19 protein-coding genes are annotated in these 20,028 nt (G+C 66.3%); 4 read left to right on the top strand and 15 right to left on the bottom strand.

Translation table 11 applies throughout. From position 1 onward, the window contains the following. Positions 1-129: 129 nt before the first annotated feature. The 5 genes from DY467_RS24145 to DY467_RS24125 all read right to left on the bottom strand — a co-directional run bounded on the left by DY467_RS24145 (position 130) and on the right by DY467_RS24125 (position 3,953). Positions 130-1,077: a glycine--tRNA ligase subunit alpha gene (locus tag DY467_RS24145; RefSeq protein WP_164639518.1), complete on the bottom strand. Its 948-nt coding sequence runs from the start codon at positions 1,075-1,077 to the stop codon at positions 130-132. A gap of 421 nt (positions 1,078-1,498) precedes the next feature. After that, positions 1,499-1,687 carry a DUF4234 domain-containing protein gene (locus tag DY467_RS24140; protein WP_107343220.1) on the bottom strand — a complete coding sequence of 63 codons (189 nt, stop codon included), beginning with the start codon at positions 1,685-1,687 and terminating at the stop codon, positions 1,499-1,501. A 118-nt stretch (positions 1,688-1,805) separates the two neighbouring features. Next, on the bottom strand, positions 1,806-2,708 hold the full coding sequence (locus DY467_RS24135) for a S49 family peptidase (RefSeq protein ID WP_164639516.1): 903 nt from the start codon (positions 2,706-2,708) through the stop codon (positions 1,806-1,808). A 245-nt stretch (positions 2,709-2,953) separates the two neighbouring features. Further along, positions 2,954-3,733: a tRNA1(Val) (adenine(37)-N6)-methyltransferase gene (locus DY467_RS24130; RefSeq protein ID WP_164639514.1), complete on the bottom strand. Its 780-nt coding sequence runs from the start codon at positions 3,731-3,733 to the stop codon at positions 2,954-2,956. Further along, complete coding sequence (locus tag DY467_RS24125) at positions 3,726-3,953, bottom strand: putative signal transducing protein (RefSeq protein ID WP_107343217.1); 228 nt, start codon at positions 3,951-3,953, stop codon at positions 3,726-3,728. The genes DY467_RS24130 and DY467_RS24125 overlap by 8 nt, the downstream gene beginning before the upstream one ends. A 208-nt stretch (positions 3,954-4,161) precedes the next feature. Between DY467_RS24125 and DY467_RS24120 the strand changes: the two genes are divergently transcribed. After that, a complete protein-coding gene (locus tag DY467_RS24120) occupies positions 4,162-5,172 on the top strand; it encodes a polyprenyl synthetase family protein (RefSeq protein WP_107343216.1) in 1,011 nt (336 codons plus the stop codon). A gap of 177 nt (positions 5,173-5,349) precedes the next feature. On the opposite strand, the gene DY467_RS24115 is transcribed toward DY467_RS24120, so the two are convergent. The 3 genes from DY467_RS24115 to DY467_RS24105 form a co-directional block, all read right to left on the bottom strand. Then, a complete protein-coding gene (locus DY467_RS24115; RefSeq protein WP_164639512.1) occupies positions 5,350-6,249 on the bottom strand; it encodes a 4-(cytidine 5'-diphospho)-2-C-methyl-D-erythritol kinase in 900 nt (299 codons plus the stop codon). 105 nt (positions 6,250-6,354) lie between these two features. After that, positions 6,355-8,136, bottom strand: a complete 1,782-nt coding sequence (locus DY467_RS24110; RefSeq protein WP_164639510.1) for a tetratricopeptide repeat protein — start codon at positions 8,134-8,136, stop codon at positions 6,355-6,357. A 255-nt stretch (positions 8,137-8,391) separates the two neighbouring features. Next, positions 8,392-10,050: an electron transfer flavoprotein-ubiquinone oxidoreductase gene (locus tag DY467_RS24105; protein WP_107343213.1), complete on the bottom strand. Its 1,659-nt coding sequence runs from the start codon at positions 10,048-10,050 to the stop codon at positions 8,392-8,394. A 201-nt stretch (positions 10,051-10,251) separates the two neighbouring features. On the opposite strand from DY467_RS24105, the gene DY467_RS24100 reads away from it, so the two are divergent. Next, on the top strand, positions 10,252-11,082 hold the full coding sequence (locus tag DY467_RS24100) for a uracil-DNA glycosylase (RefSeq protein ID WP_164639507.1): 831 nt from the start codon (positions 10,252-10,254) through the stop codon (positions 11,080-11,082). A 58-nt stretch (positions 11,083-11,140) separates the two neighbouring features. On the opposite strand, the gene DY467_RS24095 is transcribed toward DY467_RS24100, so the two are convergent. The 3 genes from DY467_RS24095 to DY467_RS24085 all read right to left on the bottom strand — a co-directional run bounded on the left by DY467_RS24095 (position 11,141) and on the right by DY467_RS24085 (position 14,873). Continuing rightward, positions 11,141-12,649, bottom strand: coding sequence for a glycosyltransferase family 39 protein (locus tag DY467_RS24095; protein WP_164639505.1), 1,509 nt, complete (start codon positions 12,647-12,649; stop codon positions 11,141-11,143). 71 nt (positions 12,650-12,720) lie between these two features. Further along, a complete protein-coding gene (gene rnhB / locus DY467_RS24090) occupies positions 12,721-13,617 on the bottom strand; it encodes a ribonuclease HII (protein WP_164639503.1) in 897 nt (298 codons plus the stop codon). A gap of 95 nt (positions 13,618-13,712) precedes the next feature. Further along, on the bottom strand, positions 13,713-14,873 hold the full coding sequence (locus tag DY467_RS24085) for a PA0069 family radical SAM protein (RefSeq protein WP_164639501.1): 1,161 nt from the start codon (positions 14,871-14,873) through the stop codon (positions 13,713-13,715). Between the two features lie 181 nt (positions 14,874-15,054). On the opposite strand from DY467_RS24085, the gene DY467_RS24080 reads away from it, so the two are divergent. Together DY467_RS24080 and DY467_RS24075 are read left to right on the top strand one after the other, a co-directional pair. Then, entirely contained in the window at positions 15,055-15,621 is a 567-nt protein-coding gene (locus DY467_RS24080; RefSeq protein WP_164639499.1) for a glycosyltransferase, read from the top strand. Between the two features lie 155 nt (positions 15,622-15,776). Next, positions 15,777-16,718 carry a bifunctional helix-turn-helix transcriptional regulator/GNAT family N-acetyltransferase gene (locus tag DY467_RS24075; protein WP_164639497.1) on the top strand — a complete coding sequence of 314 codons (942 nt, stop codon included), beginning with the start codon at positions 15,777-15,779 and terminating at the stop codon, positions 16,716-16,718. Between the two features lie 159 nt (positions 16,719-16,877). Here the strand turns inward: DY467_RS24075 and DY467_RS24070 are convergent, their stop codons facing one another. From DY467_RS24070 to ypfJ, 4 genes are all read right to left on the bottom strand, one after another. Continuing rightward, entirely contained in the window at positions 16,878-17,630 is a 753-nt protein-coding gene (locus DY467_RS24070) for a CoA-transferase (RefSeq protein WP_164639495.1), read from the bottom strand. Then, a complete protein-coding gene (locus DY467_RS24065) occupies positions 17,627-18,445 on the bottom strand; it encodes a CoA transferase subunit A (protein ID WP_164639493.1) in 819 nt (272 codons plus the stop codon). Before DY467_RS24065 ends, DY467_RS24070 begins: the two co-directional genes overlap by 4 nt. A 112-nt stretch (positions 18,446-18,557) precedes the next feature. Continuing rightward, positions 18,558-19,106 (bottom strand): molybdenum cofactor biosynthesis protein B, encoded by a 549-nt coding sequence (gene moaB, locus DY467_RS24060; protein WP_164639491.1) that lies wholly within the window; start codon positions 19,104-19,106, stop codon positions 18,558-18,560. A gap of 135 nt (positions 19,107-19,241) precedes the next feature. Then, the coding region (gene ypfJ, locus DY467_RS24055; protein WP_164639489.1) for a KPN_02809 family neutral zinc metallopeptidase at positions 19,242-20,028 on the bottom strand (787 nt) is incomplete at its 5' end.

Below are 20,028 nucleotides of genomic sequence, written 5' to 3'. Positions count from 1 at the left end.
GGGTAATTAGTCCGAACTCGCTGCCCCGCCCCCTCCCCGCAAGGGGGAGGGGAGCAGAGGCGTCCTCGTTATCGTGTACCCGCTCGCTATGCGAGCGACCCTGCCCCTCCAGGGGCGGGCAAGAGAGAACTACGCTTCCGCCCGTCCCGCTTCGGTATGCACCCAGGCTTCGCCGCAGGCTTTCGCCAGTTCGCGGACGCGGAGGATGTAGCTTTGGCGTTCGGTGACGGAGATCACGCCGCGCGCGTCGAGCAGGTTGAAGACGTGGCTGGCCTTGATGCACTGGTCGTAGGCCGGCAGCGCCATGGCGTGGGCTTCGCGCTTGCCGCCATCGGCAGACATCACCCAGCCGGCGTCGAGATATTTCTTGCAAGCGGCCTCGGCCATCTTGAACTGCTCGAACAGCATCTCGGTGTCGGCGACCTCGAAATTGTGCTTCGAGTATTCCTTCTCGGCCTGCAGGAACACGTCGCCGTAGGTGACCTTGTCGGCGCCGTCGCGGCCGTTGAAGTTGAGATCGTAGACGCGGTCGATGCCCTGGACGTACATCGCCAGCCGCTCGAGACCGTAAGTGAGTTCGCCGGCAACCGGCGCGCATTCGACGCCGGCGACCTGCTGGAAGTAGGTGAACTGGCTGACTTCCATGCCGTCGCACCAGCACTCCCAGCCGAGGCCCCAGGCGCCCAGCGTCGGGCTTTCCCAGTCGTCCTCGACGAAGCGCACGTCGTGCAGCGCGGTGTCGACCCCGATCGCGGCCAGCGACTTCAGGTACAGGTCCTGGATGTCGGGCGGGGACGGCTTCAGGATCACCTGGAACTGATAGTAGTGCTGCAGCCGGTTCGGGTTCTCGCCATAGCGGCCGTCTTTGGGCCGGCGCGACGGCTGCACGTAAGCGGCGTTCCAGCGCTTCGGGCCGAGCGCCCGCAGCGTGGTGGCCGGATGGAAGGTGCCGGCGCCGACTTCCATGTCGTAGGGCTGCAGGATGACGCAGCCATAATCGGCCCAGAAGCGCTGCAGCGTCAGGATCAGGCCCTGGAACGAACGTTCCGGGCGCATGTGCGGAGGCGTCGGGTCCATGATCGGCTTTGGATTCACGAGGGTTTTTGGAAAAGTGGCCGGACCGTATCGGCCACGACCCGGCAAATCAAGGCGATGAACGGGCCAAATCGCCGGTTAACGCCTCCTTAACCACCCGCCACGGCGATCGCTAAAAGCTGAAATTCGTTAGCAACTGATGGGTAACCATCGGCCTCCAGGGACGTGGCGCTCGGCTGGGAAGCCGGCGCCAAAAGGACGGAGAGCCGAAATGACAGCCTTTCATGCCGTGAGTGCTGCGCTGGTCGTGCTGGTGGTCGCGCCGCTGCTCAGCGGATCGCTCGGCCGCTCATAAAAGTTTGCAACCTCCAAGGTTGCGCGCCGGCCCGATGGGTGATGCCCCGCCCTTCGGGCCGGCGCACCGATTCCCACATCACCAATTGAGATCAGTTCGATCTTAAGTTCAGCCCGGCCGGTAAGCGCCGGTCACGGGGTCGGGCCGCAGCGTCGGCAGCTTGGCGCGGTCCGCTTCGGCAAACACTGTTGCGCGAGCGACCTCGAGCTCCTGATTGACGCGTCCGGCCGTGCGGAAGGCCCACCGCACCATGGCGATGCCCACCAGGCTTCCAGCCAATACGAGCAGCGGCGGCATCGTCCAACCTCTCCTTGAGTCGCGTCACGCCCCTGTTGGATCTTCGCTCAGTGGGCGATCACTCGCAACTCACGCTGACGGGACCAAATGGCGCGGAGGCCGCGCGGCCGCGTATCTTCTAAAAGCCGTATTTGGCCCAGATCGCCCGTGTTTCCAGCGCCGTAATCATTGATTCGGGCAGCGCCGCGACGCCGTCGAGCGCAGTACCGGCACCGCCGGATCTACGCGACAGATTGGCGAGCAGACCGGTCGGCGGCGAGATTAGCGGGGTGCGGACCTTGTCGCCGAACTTGCCGCGTAGCACCGCGCGCAAATCACCGATCGAATCAGCAAGACCGAGCGACACCGAGGTGGCGCCGGCCCAGTACTCGCCGGTGAACAGCTTGGACTCCTCGCCCTTCAGCCGGGTGCCGCGGCTCTCTTTCACCAATGCGATGAACAGCGCGTGGATTTCCTGCTGCAGCACCTTCAGCCGCGCGACCTCCTGCGGGTCTTCCGGCAGAAACGGATCGAGCTGCGCCTTGCGCTCGCCGGCGGTGTAGAGCCGGCGCTCGACGCCGATCTTCTTGATCAGGTCCTGAAAGCCGAAGCCGCCGCCGACCACGCCGATCGAACCGAGGATCGACGACGGATCGCAATAGATCTCGTCGGCCGCGCACGCGATCATGTAGCCGCCCGAGGCCGCGACATCCTCGACGAACGCGTAGACCGGCAGCTTCTTCTCAGCGGCGAGCGCGCGGATGCGCAGATAGATCAGCCGCGATTGCACCGGCGAGCCGCCCGGCGAATTGATTGCCAGCGCCACCGCCTTGGCGTTGCGGGTGGAGAATGCGCGATCGAGCAGCTTGGCGACTCCGGCCAGCGTCAGGCCCGGCCGCAACGGCGTCACCGCGCCGATCGTGCCCGACAGTCGCACCACCGGCACCACTGGAACGTCGCGCCGAAACCGCGCCGGAATCCAGTTACCGAGACCGGCGAGCCAGCCCTGCTCGCTGCGACCGCTGATCGCAGCATCGCTCATCGCTTCACCCTATTGTCGACCATCTTGGATGCCACCATTTGGTAGGTATGGAACGTGTTTTGCAACGCAGGCTTCATATAGGGACGAGGCTGCAACGACGCAGCGGAGGGACCGATGAAAATTTACCTGCTGATGTTGTTGATCGCGGCAATTCTCGCGGCCGTGCACGTCACCAGCGCACCGGCCAAGCACAACGAGCCGCAACCGCAGTAGTCAGCGCTGCGCAGTTTTTGCCCAGCCGCTGATTAGGATTGCGCCAGCGGCAGAATTTGCTCCCCGGCGAGCACGGCCCGCGCGATCGGGTTCGGGTGCCCCGACGGATCGTTGAGCAGCAAACCTGGAACAAGCACCAGCGGCGCCCGCCCGCCCTTCGTCGCACGTACCAGAATGCGGATCGCCGGCTTATCGGCATTCCCATGCACCGGCTGCACCATCACGCTGCCGAATCCGCGGCCCAGCGCACTCAGAACATCGGCAAGCCCATCCGCCCGCCAGATCAGCGTCAGCGCCCCGCCCGACTTGAGCACCCGCCGCGCCGCATGAACCCAGCCCTCCAGCGTCGTCGCCGTTGCCAGATGCGCCACCTGCCGCGCCGGATCCGGCGACCCCCGATGCCGGCCGGCATCATGGAACGGCGGATTCATCAGCACCGCGTCGGCCGAGTCGGGCCCGAGTCCGGCCGCCGCAAATGTCTCGGCTGAGCCGGTGATATCGAGACAAACGACTTCGGCCGCCAGCCCATTGAGGCGGGCATTGTCACGGGCAATCGCCGCAAGACTAGGGTCGATCTCAACCAGGACCAAATCGGTTCCATCCACCCTGCGTGCCACCGCGAGTCCGGCGGTACCGACCCCGCTGCCGAATTCGACCACTCGGTCGCCGGCCCTCACCCGTGTCGAAGCCGCCAGCAGAATCGCATCATGACCGGCGCGATGACCGGCGGCAGGTTGCCGCAGCCGCAGCCGCCCCCCGAGAAAGCCGTCCTCGGTGAGGCTTTGTGCTGCCGGATCAACCAGTTCAGCCATCGGACCGAAGCTCGTGCGCCAGTCCGGCGTCGGTCAGCAACTGGCGCGCAGCGCGCAGATCGTCCTCGTGCACCAGAACGCGGCGCGGGATGACCCCGAGCGAGCCTTCGAGAATGCTCATGTTCTGGTCCAGCACCAGGTGGTCGATCCCGGCACCATCCAGCAATGCCCCCACCGCCGAAAGCAGTACCGCGTCGTTGGTCCGCAGCAGTTCTCGCAACCTTGCCTCTCCTGTCGTCCCTGCATTATAGCTCGCGCCGACCGTTGCGGGGGATCGATCGCCTCGTTGCAGGGTCGTTCCCGTGCTATAGAGGGAACCGCAATGAGGCGCGGAATGGTCGAGCCGGCCGGCGCCTCGATGACTGGACCAAGGCTCGGATGGCGCGAGCAGCTTCGCCGCATCCGTCCCCGGAATTTGGAGACCCAGCGTGGCCGTAATCGTACCCTTCGAGGGCCCCTCGACCGCCTCGATCGACCAACTCGTCGAACTCGTTGCGGCGGACATGGAGCGAGTCAACGCCACCATCCTGTCGCGGACCGGCTCCGACGTCACCATGATTCCTGAAGTCGCCAACCACCTGATCTCGTCGGGTGGCAAGCGACTGCGGCCGATGCTGACGCTGGCGATGGCGAATCTCACCGGCTACACCGGCGACGGCCACATCAAGCTCGCCGCCGCGGTCGAATTCATGCACACCGCGACCCTGCTGCACGACGACGTCGTCGACGAGAGCGAGATGCGCCGCGGCAAGAAGTCGGCGCGGATGCTGTGGGGGAACGAGGCCAGCGTGCTGGTCGGCGACTTCCTGCTCGGCCAGGCGTTCCGGATGATGGTCGAGGTCGGCAGCTTGCGCGCGCTCGACATCCTGTCGTCGGCCTCCGCCACCATCGCCGAGGGCGAGGTGATGCAGCTCGCCGCCGCCAAGAACACCGCGACCACCGAGGACGAGTATCTCGCGGTGATCCGCGGCAAGACCGCCGAACTGTTCGCGGCCGCCTGCGAAGTCGGCCCGGCAATCGCCAATCGGCCGAAGCCGGAGCAGTCGGCCTGCCGCTCGTTCGGCATGAACATCGGCATCGCCTTCCAGCTGATCGACGACGTGCTCGATTACGGCGGCAAGGCTGCCAAGCTCGGCAAAAACGTCGGCGACGACTTCCGCGAGGGCAAGATCACGCTGCCGGTGGTGTTGGCGTTCCGCCGGGGCAACGACGCCGAGCGCGAATTCTGGATCAAGTCGCTGGAGCGCGGCGAGATTTCGGATGCCGACCTCGATCAGGCGATCAAGCTGATGACCAAGCACCGCGCCCTCGACGACACCATCCAGCGCGCCCAGCATTACGGCGCAATGGCGGTCGACGCGCTGGCGCTGTTCCCGTCCTCGCCGATGAAGACGGCGCTGGAGCAGGTGGTGGCGTTCTGCCTCGCGCGCTCGCACTGAGCGGGCGCAGCTCTTCCTGAAACAAGCACCGTCATTCCGGGGCGCTCGCATCAGCGGGCGAACCCGGAATCCCGCGGTTGTTTGGCCGAGAAGCTTCCCGGATCTGCGCCGCCGAGGTGCCATGAATCTCGAGATTCCAGGTTCGCGCTTCGCGCGCCCCGGAATGACAGAGAATGATCAGCTCAGGCTGCCGGCGTGGACCCACCAGCCAGGATGCGCGGCGCGGAGCGTGTCCGCGGCGGCACGAGCCGAGACATCATCGGCATACAGCGCAAAGCAGGTCGCGCCCGAGCCGGACATCCGGGCGAGCTGAACGCCGGCGGTCGCCCGCAGCGCCTCCAGCACGGTGCCGACCACCGGTTCGACCTTGAGGGCCGGCGGCTCGAGATCGTTGGTGCCGGCCTTGAGCGCCACGATCCAATCGGCGAGCGGCGCACCGGCTTTCGGCCAGGCGGGCGCAGCAAGGACGTCTGTCGCGCCGACCGCAAGCGAGCCTGGCTTCAGACCCAGCGCAGTGAACACGTCCTTGGTGGCCACCGGCACTCGCGGATTGACCATCACGGCCGGAATTCGCGGCAGCGGCAGCGGCGAAAGCTTCTCGCCGACGCCGGTCATCACACAGGGCTTCGACGGCAGGCACACCGGCACATCGGCGCCGGTCAGCCGGGCGGCCTCGATGAGGCGCGGATCATTAGCGGCGAGATCATTGGCGCGGGCGAGCAGCCGCAGCGCCGCGGCAGCGTCGGCCGAGCCGCCGCCGATGCCGGCCGCCACCGGCAGATGCTTGTCGAGCGTGAAGGCGCCGGTAACCAGGTTCGGCACACGCTCGCCGAGCAGTCGCGCTGCCTTCAGCACCAGATTGTCGGCGCTGTCGCCGCAATCCTGCGCGCCGGGGCCGATCGTGGTCAGGCTCAGCGCCGCACCCGGCTGCAGGGTCAGGTGGTCGGCGCAATCGGCGAACGCCACCACGCTTTCCAGCTCGTGGTAGCCGTCGGGGCGACGGCCGACCACGCGCAGCGTCAGGTTCACCTTGGCGCGCGCCTCGTCGCGCAGTGTTGTCGCAGAGCCGTCGGTCACGGAAATCGTCTCCTGGAGCGCCGGTTCTGAGCGAAACCGAACCGAAGCTCCACCCCCCTTTTAGGCGCGTTCGCGGTCCCGGTGCAAAGCCCTGACCGCGCCGCCTCAGCCGCCCTTGCCGTCTTCTTTCTTCTTGTCCGCGGACGCCGCCGAGGCCTTGTCCTCTTCGGGCAGACCGTTGGAGATCTTGCCCTCGATCTTCGGCAGTTCCTCCGGATCGGGCTTGAGGTCGCGGGCGTGCGCCCACTGGAAGCGCGCTTCGAGCGTGCGGCCGACCCGCCAATAGGCATCGCCGAGGTGATCGTTGATGGTCGGGTCCTCGGGCTTCAGCTCGATCGCCCGCTCCAGCGTCTTCACCGCATTCTCGTAGTCGCCGATGCGGTAGTAGGCCCAGCCGAGCGAGTCGACGATGTAGCCATCGTCGGGACGCTGATCGACCGCGCGCTTGATCATGGTCATCGCCTCGTCGAGGTTGATGCCCTGATCGATCCAGGAATAGCCGAGATAGTTCAGCACGTGCGGCTGGTCGGGCTGCATCTGCAGCGCCTTTTTCAGGTCGACCTCGGCCTTGGCCCACTGCTTGGAGCGCTCCTCGCAGATGCCGCGGAAGTAGTAATACACCCAGGCGTTCTTCTCGGCGCCGGTGAGCGCGTCGATGCCCTTGGAGTAAGTCTCGCCGCAATCGGCGAACTTCTTGCGGCCGCGCTCGATATTGCCGAGCGCCATGATGGCTTCGAGATCCTTGCCGTCCTCGGCGATCACGCCCTTGAGGATCTTGATCGCTTCCTCGCTGCGGTCGGAGGCGTCGAGGTCGGTGGCGAGCTGGATCTGGGCGTTGCGCTTCAGCGGCGAGGATGCCGGCACGCGCTCGTACACCTTGATCGCCATCTGCGGCTTCTTCACCGACTCGTAGAGATCGCCGAGCGCCAGCAGCGCGAGCGCATGGTTCGGTTCGAGGTAGAGCGCGAGCTGCAGATACACCAGCGCAAGGTCTTCGCCACCGCGCCGGGTCAGCGACGCGCCGATGCCGTACAGCGCCTCGGCGGCCCCGCCCTGCGGGCTGTCGACCAGCGGCGCCAGCTTCTTGCCGGCCTTGACCTCGCGGATGCCATCCTCGATCAGCGGATGACGCGGCAACTTCTTGTCGAACGCCTGATAGACCGCGAGCGCCTCGGCCTCGCTCTTATTGCGCGACAGCCAGCGCGCATAGGACTCGACCACGCGCAGCGCGGAATCGTCGAGCTTGTAGGCGCGCTCCAGCCGTTCGCCGGCATCCTTCTGGCGGTTGGCCAGTTCCAGCATCATGCCGGAATGCAGATCCTTGAAGATCGGATACCACTCCGGACCGGCGAGCTTGTCGATGTTGCCGACCGCGGTTTTGACGTCGCCGGCGCCGTACAGCGACCAGCTCGAAATCAGGGTGGCGATCAGGTCGGTGATCGGGCCGCGCACCGACTGGTTCACGTTACGAACCGCGGCGGCATACTTCTTGGTCTTCAGATCGCGGATACCGATCACCAGCCGGGCGACGCGGTTGGACTTGTCGATCTTCAGCACACGATCGGCGAGCTTGACCGCCTCATCGATATCACCTTCGGCGAGCGACGAGATGAAGGCGCGGTCGAGCAGCTCGTTGTTGCTCGGATCGGTGCGAAGCGCCGAGCGGTAGAACGCAGCGGCGGAGGCCGCGTCACGCTCGATGCTGGCATGGCGGGCGGCCAGGTAGCTGCCGGCGGTCGTCATCGACCGCAGATCCTGGGTGGTCGGAAACTGTGCCGAGTTGTCGGCCGGGTGATCGGGGGTCTGCGCCAGCGCCTGTCCGGCGATCGGCATCGCCACCAGCGTGAGGGCGACGGCCATCGATCGACGGATTCGAAGGGAAAGCATCAAGGTTGCCTAGCTCCAGGAAAAGGCTCGTTGGCCCGGCCGCCGAGCCGGCAGCATCGTGTCGACAATGCCGCGTTTGGCGCTCAACCGCAAGGATAGGCCCGACGGCGCACAATGCCGCGGTCCCCGACGGCGCCGGTGGGCGGTCGCTGGATTGAGACGGTGGCAACATGGCAGGATCGTGGCCGCGCGGCGAGGCATCGCCTCGCCGCCGCTCACGGACGCGTGGTCAAAGCCGCGGGATCAGAACAGCGATCACATGCCCTGATAATTCGGACCGCCGCCGCCTTCCGGCGGAACCCAGGTGATGTTGCCGTTCGGGTCTTTGATGTCGCAGGTTTTGCAGTGGACGCAGTTCTGCGCGTTGATCACGAAGCGCGGGCCGGTCGGCTCTTCCACCCACTCGTACACTGCAGCCGGGCAGTAGCGGCCCGACGGGCCGGCGTAGACGTCGTGCTCCGACGTCTTCTGCAGCTGCATGTCGGCGACCTTGAGGTGCACCGGCTGGTCTTCCTCGTGATTGGTATTCGACAGGAACACCGAGGACAGGCGGTCGAAGGTCAGCTTGCCGTCCGGCTTCGGATTTTTGTGCGGCTCATGCGACTTGGCCGGATCGAGCGTCGAGCGGTCGGGCTTGCCATGCGACAGCGTGCCGAACACCGAGAACCCGAAGGTCGAACACCACATTTCAAAGCCGGCCAGCACGACGCCGACGGCGGTGCCGAACTTCGACCACAGCGGCTTGACGTTGCGGACCCGGAACAGGTCCTTGCCGACGACGGAATCGCGCCAGGCGTTTTCGTAGTCCACCGGCTCGTCGTTGGTGCGGCCTGCCGCGAGCGCCGCCGCGACGTGTTCGGCGGCCAGCATGCCGGATCCGATCGCGTTGTGGACACCTTTGATGCGCGGCACGTTGACGAAGCCCGCAGCGCAGCCGATCAGCGCGCCACCCGGGAAGGTCAGGCGCGGCACCGACTGATAGCCACCTTCGGTGATGGCGCGGGCGCCGTAGGAGATGCGCTTGCCGCCCTCGAAGATCGGCGCCACCGACGGATGGGTCTTGAACTTCTGGAACTGCTCGAACGGCGACAGATACGGATCGTCGTAGTTGAGATGCACCACGAAGCCGACCGCCACCAGGTTGTCGCCGTAGTGATACAGGAACGAGCCGCCGCCGACATTGTTGCTGAGCGGCCAGCCGAACGAGTGGGCGATCCGGCCCTTACGATGCTTGGACGGCTCGACCTGCCAGATTTCCTTGAGACCGATGCCGAACTTCGGCGGATTGGAATCCTTGTCGAGCTTGTAGTTGGCGATCAGCTGCTTCGACAGGCTGCCGCGCGCGCCTTCGGCGAACAGCGTGTACTTGCCGAGCAGTTCCATGCCGCGGGTGTAGGAATCCTTCGGCTGGCCGTCGCGGCCGATGCCCATGTCGCCGGTGGCGACGCCGCGCACCTCGCCATTGTCGCCGTACAGCACTTCGGTGGCGGCGAAGCCGGGATAGATCTCGACGCCGAGTTCCTCGGCCTTCGGCCCGAGCCAGCGGCACAGATCACCGAGCGAGCCGATGAAATTCTTATGATTGTCGAGCATCGGAGGCACCATGATGTTTGGCACCTTGAGCGCTTTCGACGCGGTCATGACGTAGAAGTGGTCGTCTTCGACATGGGTCTTCAGCGGGCAGCTTTCGTCTTCGCGCCAGCTCGGCATCAGGCGATCCAGCGCCGACACGTCGATCACCGCGCCCGACAGGATATGGGCCCCGACTTCGGAGCCCTTCTCCACGACCACCACCGACAACTCGGGGTTGATCTGCTTCAATCGAATGGCGGCGGACAGTCCCGACGGGCCTGCTCCCACGATCACGACGTCGAATTCCATCGATTCGCGGGGCGGCAGCGTTTCATCACTCATCGTTTTTTCTCGCAGGACTCTCGGAGACGTTTCCTCGGGTGTTCTTTCGCATTTTTAGAAGAAGAACAACCACCCAAATGTACCGGCTGGCTCATCTTTCCAGCTTCGAGATCATAGATGCGAAAATAAGTTTCGCATTGCGGAACATGACGCATCGAGATCGGCTGTTCTGTTTCCCGCATTCACGGTAAACCACGCCGCATGACACCCGATCCTGTGCCGAGCCTGCGTCAATTGCTCGCGTTCTATCTGGACGCAGGGGTGGATTGCGCGCTCGCAGAGGATCCGATCAACCGGATGCTCGACGACGCGCCTGAGCCGGCTGCACGCGAGGCGGCGCCCGAGGCCCGCGCAATCGTCAAGCCAGCCTTACATGCACCTCCGCCGCCGCCGCTGGCATTCGGTGCGCCACCTGCGAGCCCGGACGCTGCGATCATCTCGGCCCGCGAGGCCGCAGCGACCGCACCCAGCCTGGACGTGCTGCGCGAGCTGATGCAGCGGTTTGACGGCTGCGCGTTGCGCGCGACCGCAACGCAGCTGGTGTTCGCCGACGGCAATCCGCAGGCCAAGGTGATGTTCGTCGGCGAAGCGCCCGGCCGCGACGAGGACATCGAAGGGCTGCCGTTCGTCGGCCGCTCTGGCAAGCTGCTCGACCTGATGCTCGCGGCGATCGGGCTGAACCGCGGCAACGTCTACATCGCCAACGTGATCCCGTGGCGGCCGCCGGGTAACCGCACGCCGACGCCTCAGGAGACCCAGATCTGCCTGCCGTTCATCCGGCGGCAGATCGAACTGGTGAACCCGGACCTGCTGGTAACGCTCGGCAATCCATCGACCCAGGCGCTGCTCGGCACCCGCGACGGCATCATGCGGACCCGCGGCCGCTGGTTCGACTACGACACCGGGACCCGCACCATCCGCGCCCTGCCGACGCTGCATCCGGCCTATCTGCTGCGTCAGCCGACTTACAAACGGCTCGCCTGGCAGGATCTGCGCGCGATCGCGACCGCGCTCGCCGCGACGTCCAACTAAGCAAAAACAATCAAGAAGGTCAGTTCGTCTGCGATCGCGCCGCGCAGCTGCGGCGGGCTTACGGCGCTTTCGGCCGCACGATCGCCCAGCCGATCCGCAGCAGCGGCTGACGGCCGGAGATCATCCGGTCGAAACCGCGCGGCAGCTCCGGCACGATGCCCGGGAAGCGTTGGGCGATCTCGTCCGGCGGCCGTCCCGCCGTATCGGCCGCACGCCACACCACCACGCCGCCGTTACGTTCGAAGTCGCCTTGCGTGATCCAGGGCGTCCGCGCCGGCGTGGCGTCGAGCAATAGATGCGGGCGCGACGGTGCCAGCGCGATCAGGCTGGCAAGCTGCGGGTCGCCGGCGACTGCAGGCAGCGGCTTGCCGGTGCGGCGTTCGAAACTGTCGGCGAAGAACTGCGCCATCTGCTTGGATGGCAGTGAGGTCGGCACCTCGGCGCGCGTCAGCCAGGGCTGAACCACCACGGTGAAGATCACCGCGACGGCCGGTGCTGCGATCAGCGCCGCCCAGGCCGAGCGCAACAAGCGCTGGCGATGCAGATACAGCACGTCGCCAATCACCATCATCACCGCGAGACCGGCGAGCAGCAGCACCACGCCCGCACCGCCGACCACATGGCCGAGGCCGAACACGGCGGCCGCGATGCTGGCGACGATCGGCGGCACCAGCGCGAACACATAGACGAACTGCCGCGCCAGCGGATCGACCGGTGGCCGCGCGATCATCGGCGCGTCGTGATGCTTGGGGGCGAACCGGCCGATGTTGAGCACCGCGAGCAGCGCAATGCCGGCGAGCGAGATCACCAGTCCGCCGAACAGCTTCAATCCCAACAGCGCGCGATCGCCGAGATCCGCCGTGGTCGGCAGTGCCGGCAGCGCAAACTGATCGGCGCGCAGCAGCCAGACGCCATAAGGCAGCGCCAGTACGGCGATCACCAGCAGGGCGAATACCGTATCAAGCGAGACCAGCGCCCGGCGGCAGCGCGCATTGGCGAGCGCGAAGGCGAGCGGCAACAGTAGCAGCGCCGGCGCCGCAACGGTGGTCAGCAGCAGCAGGCCGATCTCGATCGACAACGCGAACCAGGCGGCACGGCGGTGCTGGCCGATCACCTGCCAGCCGTGCCACAGCACCAGCGCCCACAGCGGCCGCGCCAGGATCAGCGGGCCGAACTCGACGCCGGAGCCGGCAAAAGCGGTGACGGTCGAGGTCAGCAGCACCGCGACCACAGCGTATTGTGGCCCGACTACGCTGCGGGCGAGCTGGAACAGCGCATAGAACGTGACGACGAAGCAGAGCTGCGCCAGCACATAGACGCCGATCATGTGATTGCCGGCGGCCCGATATGCGACATCGGCGAGCCAGAACGCCAGCGGCGGACCAAGATCGGTGCCGACCTGGTACTCGCGGCCATAGGCCAGCACCACCGCCACATCGCCAGGAGGGCTGGCGTAGAACAGCGTCGGCACCAGCACCCACAGCAACGCCTGGGCGCACACCACCAGCCAGAACACCAGCAGCGGCCGTGCGCGGATCAGTTCGACGATCAGGGAGGCGAAGCGCATGTGGGGCCAGCGAAATTCGGTCTGACCGTGATAGAGCCCGGCGGCCGCACGCGCAACCGGGGCCGCCGCACTCACGCGGTGGCTTCGACCGTGACGTCGGCCTCGAACAGGTCGCGGATCTGCGGCGGCCGAGCGCCTTCGATCTTCTGCCAGGCTGCGGCGACCGGCGCGAAGAAGCGGCGGTGATGCACCGTCGGACCAAGCCGGGCGAGCGCATCGAGATGCTCCGGCACGCCGTAGCCCTTGTGCTGCTCGAAGCCATAGCCGGGGCATTCTTCGGCGAGACGGCACATCAGCCGGTCGCGTGACACCTTGGCGATGATCGAGGCCGCGGCGATCGAGGCAATCAGCCCGTCGCCGCCGATCACAGCTTCACAGTCGCATTTGGTTGCCAGCCGGTCGCGGCCGTCGACGAACACATGGCGCGGCATCTCGGGCAGCGCATGCACCGCGCGGGTCAGCGCCCACAACGACGCACGCAAGATGTTGTCGCGATTGATCCGTTCCGGCGAGGCATAGACCACCGAGACTTGCGCAGTGGCGCAGATCTCGTCGAACAGCGCCTCGCGCTTCTCCGCCGTCAGCCGCTTGGAATCGTCGAGCCCCTTGGGCACGCGCTTGGGATCGAGCACCACCGCGGCCGCCACCACCGGACCAGCCAGCGGACCACGGCCGGCTTCGTCGCAGCCGGCGATCGGCCAGATGCCGCGCTTGATGAGCGTGCGCTCGCGCCGGAAGCTCGGCGGCGCCACCGCGATCACGCCCTTCAGCCCCTTGGCAGAGGCGGACTTGCTGCCGGCAGCTTCCTTCGCGCCAGCCTTGGACGAAACGGCCTTGGACGCAGCAGTCTTCGAAGCCCGAATCTTCGCGGTGGACGCTTTCCCGCCATCCGCCCTGGCGGCCTTGCCGTCCGATCGGCTCGCGAGCTTGGCCGGAACCTTGATCGGCTGTTTGGTATCCCGAATCATGCCGCGATGCTGCGGGCGGGGCACAGCCGGCGCAACCGGAAACTCCGGATCATGCCCGCAATTCAGCGAGACCTGCGGGAACCGGGCCCCTGCCCTCAGAACAGGCTGAGTTGCTGCCCGGCCTTCTCCGGCTTCTCGAAATGATCGAGGGTCAGCTTGGAGCGGCGCTTGTTCAGCCCGAGCCGCGTGCAGGCGGTCTCGAACCTCCGGCCGATCATCCAGGCGATCGGGCCGGTCCCCTTCATCCGGGTGCCCCATTGCGAGTCGTAATCACGGCCACCGCGCATGTCGCGGATCAGCGTGAAGACGTGGCGATAGCGGTCCGGATAGTTGGCCATCAGCCATTCGCGAAACAGGTCGCGCACTTCCAGCGGCAGTCGCAGCAGCACATAGCTCGCTTCCTTGACACCGGCATGGGCGGCGGCATCGAGGATGCGCTCGATCTCCATGTCGTTGAGCGCCGGGATCACCGGCGCCACCATCACAGTGGTGGGAATGCCGGCGTCGGCGAGCAGCTTCAGCGCTTCGAGTCGCTTGGCCGGTGCCGAAGCGCGCGGCTCCATGCTGCGGGCGAGCTTCGGATCGAGCGAGGTCACGGACAGCGCCACCTTGGCCAATTGCCGCTTGGCCATCCGCGCCAGGATGTCGATGTCGCGCACCACCAGTGCGGACTTGGTGACGATGCCGACCGGATGGCCGGTCTTCTCCAGCACCTCGAGGAGGCCGCGCATGATTTTCCGTTCGCGCTCGATCGGCTGATACGGATCGGTGTTGGTGCCGATCGCGATCATCCGCGGCTCGTATTCCGGCGCCGCCAGTTCACGCTCGAGCAACGCAGGCGCATCGGGCTTGGCGAACAGCCGGGACTCGAAATCCAGTCCCGGCGACAGACCGAGATAGGCGTGGGTCGGCCGCGCGAAGCAGTACACGCAGCCGTGTTCGCAGCCACGATACGGATTGATCGAACGATCGAAGCCGATATCGGGCGAGTCGTTGCGGGTGATGACTTTGCGAGCGGTATCCAGCGCCACCGTGGTCTTGAACGGCGGCAGATCCTCCAGGCTCTCCCAGCCGTCGTCGAAGGCGGTTCGCGCCTCGGCCTCGTAGCGGCCGCTGGCGTTGGACTGCGCGCCGCGACCGCGGCGCCGCTGCTCGTCAACCGCCGTCTCGATGGCAGGGAAAGGGGAAGGCGCGCCCACCGGCTCGGAGGGCGCCGTGACCGGCGGGCGCTTGAGGGCATTGGATGCTCTGCTCATGCGTCCAAGATAGCGAGTCGAAAGAACAAATCAAGAACAAACGTTCGACTCGCACCGTCCGTCACAGGCAACGCGCCGGAGTTTGCCCGGATGATGGGCATTGCGCAATTCGCGGCTGATTTCGCGGCAGTGAGGTGCTAAGCGTGGCGCGCATCTGTCGTCGTAGGGTCACCCGCCGGACATGTTGAGCGTGATCATTTCTACCGAAGGCGTCGAGCGGACCGCCGTCGCCACGCTGGCGTCGCTGGTCCCGGGCGCTGCGGCCGGGGTCGTCAGCGACGTGACCTTGGTCGATCGCGGCGGCAGCGACACCATCGCCCGCGTCGCCGATGTGGCCGGCTGCAACTATCTCGCCTTCGACGGCAATCGCGCCGAAGCGCTCGCTGCCGGAGCCAAGCAGGCCCGCTCGCCTTGGCTGATGTTTCTCCATGCCGGTGCGGTGCTAGATCCGGGCTGGATCGAGGAGACCACCCAATTCATCGAAGGCGTCGCCGCCAGCGGCCATCCGCGCGCCGGCATCTTCCGCTACGCCAGATCGCCCTACGCACCGAGCGGGTGGCGCGAAGGCCTGACGGCACTGATCCGTAGCTTCTCCAGCTCCGGCGCTGACCAGGGGCTTGTGATCGCGCGCGACCACTACGTTCGCCTCGGCGGGCACGCGGGACATGGCGCGGAAGCAACGTTACCACGCGACCTCGGCCGCTCATCCCGCACCCTGCTGCGCAGCCGCGTCATCCTCGCCGCCTAACCTCGCTTCGAAGCCGCCCCTTCGATCGAACCGCACGTCGCAATAGTTGCCTCTAGCAATCATTTTGTTGACAAAAGCAATTAATACGGCTGAGATGGTTTCGCTCGCCCAGCGATCTCGCAAGAAGATCGCCAAAGGCCGACCGGAGACGACGAATGGAAGCAGCCATCGCGCAACAGCAATCGAACCAAGGCGACGAGGTCGCGCTGGTGCGGGCCTTCAACCGGTTCTACACGGCACGGCTCGGCGTGCTCGAGCAGCGGCTGATGGACAGCCCGTTCTCGCTCACAGAAGCGCGGATTCTGTACGAGCTGGCACATCGCGACGCGCCGACCGCCAAAGAGATTGGCACCGAACTGAGGCTCGATCCCGGCTATCTGAGCAGGATCATCCAGGGTTTTGCCGATGACGGCCTGCTGAAGCGATCGCCCTCGCCAGCCGACCGGCGGCAGCATCTGCTGACGCTGACCGCCAAGGGCCGCGCTGCTTACGCGAAGCTCGAACGCAGCTCGCAGACCGAAGTGACCGCGATGCTGTCGGGCCTGCCGCCGGCCGAGCGGGCGCGGCTGACCGCGGCGATGTCCACCATTCAGGGGTTGCTTGGTGCAGGGAGCGCGCCGCCGCCGATTCTGCGCAGTCCGCGGCCGGGCGATATCGGCTGGGTGGTGCAGAGCCACGGCGCGTTCTATGCGGCCGAATACGGCTTCGATGCGTCGTTCGAAGCCTTGGTGGCGGAGATCGCCGGACAGTTCCTGGCGTCGCACGATCCAGGCCGCGAGCGTTGCTGGATCGCCGAGTACGACGGCGCCCAAGCCGGCTCACTGTTCCTGGTGCGGGACAGTGACGACGTCGCCAAGCTGCGGCTGCTGCTGGTAACGCCACAGGCGCGCGGCCATCAGCTCGGACGCAAGCTGATCGACGAAGCGATCGGCTTCGCGCGCCACTGCGGCTATCGCAAGGTCACACTGTGGACGCAGAGCATCCTGACCGCGGCTCGGCGGATCTATCAGGACGCGGGCTTCCAGCGTGTCGCGGCCGAGCCGCATCGCAGCTTCGGCCAGGACCTGATTGGTGAGACCTGGGAGCTGAGCCTGTAATGCCGCCGCGGCGTACCGAGCCGCCGCGTGTCACCGCCGAGCTGATCGCCTTCCACACCAAACGTGGGCGGGCGCTGCGGCGTGCCGCGCTCGTAACCGCTCTCCAGATCATGATTCGCCGGCTGCGCGCCGCGCGGACGTCGCGGCCACAAGGAGCGCCTACGCCGCCCGATCCCCCACCAGCGTTTCGACAAATTGCGGGTAGCACTCGGCAAGCTCGTCGGTGACGCGGCCGCGCAGCAGCGCCAGCGTCTCCGCATCCGGCTCCGGCGTGAACGGCACCTGCGCCGGAACGTCGTAGTCGAATCCGGTGGCGGCACGGATTTCCTCCGCCGAGCTGCCGCGATGCACGCTCCGCAGACAGAACCGCTTGCGCTGCTGATCGAAACCAAACAGCGCCAGCCCGGTGAGCAGCGCGTGCGGACCGCCGCTCCGATAGATCCGCTCGCTCGCGCCTGGCGCGCTGACGAAGTCGACCTTGTCGACCAGGACGCGCGGCGAATGCTCCTCGCGAAACAGGATCACCCGCGGCACCAGATAGTACATGAAGGCCGAGCCGAACGAGCCGGGCCAGCGCACTTGGCTCGCCGGATAGTCGCCAGTGCCAACCAGATTGATGTTGGCCTGGCCGTCGATCTGGCCGCCGCCGAGGAAGAACGCATCGATCCGCCCTTGCGCGGTGGCGTCGAACAGCTCGAACGCACCGTTGGTGAAGAAGTTGTGCTGGCGCGAGCCGAGCACGATCACCCGCACCGGCTCGCGGCCGCAGCTCTCATTGCGGGCGCGCAGCAGCATCGCGCCGGCGGCCGGAATCGGCGACGAGGCGCCAACCGCGACGGTGCGGACGCCGTCGAGCAGATCGGCGATAGTCGCGATCAGGATTTCGCGCGAAGTCGCAGGCGCCGGGCTCATGCCACCGCCTCGAATTTCCGGGCGAAGCCCTGCATGTAGGCGGCGAAGCCGTCGGCCGAGCGCGCCATCTTGGCGTAGCGCGCGACCTCGGCGGTGTCGGTGTTGTATTCGCCGGCGAGGCTGAGCGGCCACGCACCATTCTTGGCCTCGGCAATCGCACTGACATAGAGCGCCGGCAGCACGCCGGCGGCGGCGTTCTCGTCCGCCAGCAGCGAACTCTCGACGATACGCTCGACCGTCACAAGTGTGGTCTTAGCCGCATAGGCCATCGCGGCGAGTTCGGTCTGTCGGCCGATCCGCACGTTGCCGAACCGATCGGCCTCGGGCGCGTGGAACAGCGCCACGTCCGGGCGGATCGCCGGCACCACCACGATCGGATCGTCCGGCGCATACGGATTGTCGATCACCTTCCAGTCGTCGCGCGCGCTCAGGATGTCGCTGCCGATGATGCCGCGGATCGGCATGAACGGCACACCCTTCTGACCTGCAACGAGGCTGGCGAGGATCGCCGGGCAGGTCGCATCCTTCATTACAAACGCGCTGCTGCGGATGCCTTCGGCGAAGCGCGGTGCGCCGCCGGCTTCGCCGAGCGAGATCGCACTGGTCTCGACCGTGCCGATCAAGCCTTCACCGATCAGCATATCGGCCTGCAGGCCGCTGATCGGGATGCAGACGAGATGCAGATTGCGCGGCCGGTTGGCGATGATCGCGGCGGTCGCCGCCATCGCCACGCCGCTGGTGTCGGACGGCACCGCCACCATCATGCCGTCGCGGATCTGCGCGGCAAGCGCCTCGATCGAAACGATCTGGCCCAAAACATCCTCCCATCGTCGCGGCGCCTTGTTGCGCCTTATGATTGGAGGCGATGGTTCCGTGGCACGTCGCGGCTGTCAAGGCACGCCGACGGTGGATGCCGGTGCGCGCGGCTCAGCTCTTGCTGCGGCGCAGATGCTCGTCGAGCCGCGGCATGATCTCGACGAAGTTGCAGGGGCGCGTGCGATAATCGAGCTGCGCGGCCAAAATGCCATCCCAGCCGTCGCGGCAGGCACCCGGCGAACCCGGCAGGCAGAAGATGTAGGTCGCGCCGGCAACGCCGGCGGTAGCACGCGACTGGATCGTCGAGGTGCCGATCTTGCCCCAGCTGATCATGTGGAAGGCGATCGAGAATCCGTCCATCCGCTTCTCAAACAGCGGCTCGATCGCCTCCGGGGTGACATCGCGCCCGGTGAAGCCGGTGCCACCGGTGGTGATAATCGCATCGACACCATCGTCGGCGATCCAGCGCCGAATGATGGCGCGGATCTTCTCGACGTCGTCGGTGACGATCTCACGCGCCGCCAGCCTGTGCCCTGCCCCGCTGACCCGCTCGACCAACGTGGCGCCCGACTTGTCGTCATCGAGCGAGCGCGTATCGGACACCGTGAGAACGGCGATGTTGAGCGGAATGAACTGTTTCGGTTGATCTTTGCTCGCCATAACCGCCTCGTCGAACTTGTACCAGCGTCATGGCCGGGCTTGTCCCGGCCATCCACGTCGTCGTCACATCGCAACACGTGGATGCCCGGCACGGACCGGGCATGGCGAATTCAGAATTTCCGTGAGGCCGAGACCTTACAGCCGCTCCGCCCCGAACGTGTTGCAGGCCTGGACGGTGCCCTGCTGATAGCCGGTCATGAACCAGCGCTTGCGCTGTTCGGCGGAGCCATGGGTGAACGAGTCGGGCACCACTTCGCGGCCGGCTCGGCGCTGCAGCGTGTCGTCGCCGATCGCGGCCGCCGTGGTGAGCGCGGCGTCGATGTCGCCGTCCTCGATGAAATTCGGACGCTTCTTCTTTTCGCGGTTGACCCAGACGCCGGACAGGCAGTCGGCCTGCAGTTCGACGCGCACCTGCAGCGCGTTGGCTTCGGCGCGCGAGCCGGCAGCTTCCTGAGCCCGCGTCACTTTCGGCAGAATGCCGAGCAGGTTTTGAACGTGATGGCCGGCCTCATGCGCGATAATATAGGCGGCGGTGAACTGGCACGCGGAGCCGGAGCAGCCGCGGAAGCGGGTCTCGACCTGCTTGAAGAACGAGGTGTCGATGAAAATCTGCTTGTCCGGCGGACAATAGAACGGTCCCATCGCCGCCTGCGCCATGCCGCAGCGCCCGCCATTGGTACGGCCGCGGAACAGCACGATCTTCGGCCCGACATAGGTCTGGCCATTGGCCTTGAAGATTTCGGTCCAGCGATCGTCGATTTCGCCGAGCACACCCGAGATCATGCTGCCCATCTCGTCGGTCGGCGCGCCCTGCTTGCCGGACCGGCTGTCGGCCTGATGATGCTGCGTCGTCTCCGAGATCATCTCGGCGCCGCTGATCAGCAGCCGCGGATCAATACCGAGCGCCCAGCCGACGATACCC

Origin of the sequence: Rhodopseudomonas sp. BR0G17, from assembly GCF_010907025.1 — a bacterium.
Taxonomy (GTDB): Bacteria; Pseudomonadota; Alphaproteobacteria; order Rhizobiales; family Xanthobacteraceae; genus Rhodopseudomonas; species Rhodopseudomonas palustris_H.
Note: the sequence above shows the minus strand (reverse complement) of the source record. Positions and strands in the feature narration are given on the sequence as shown.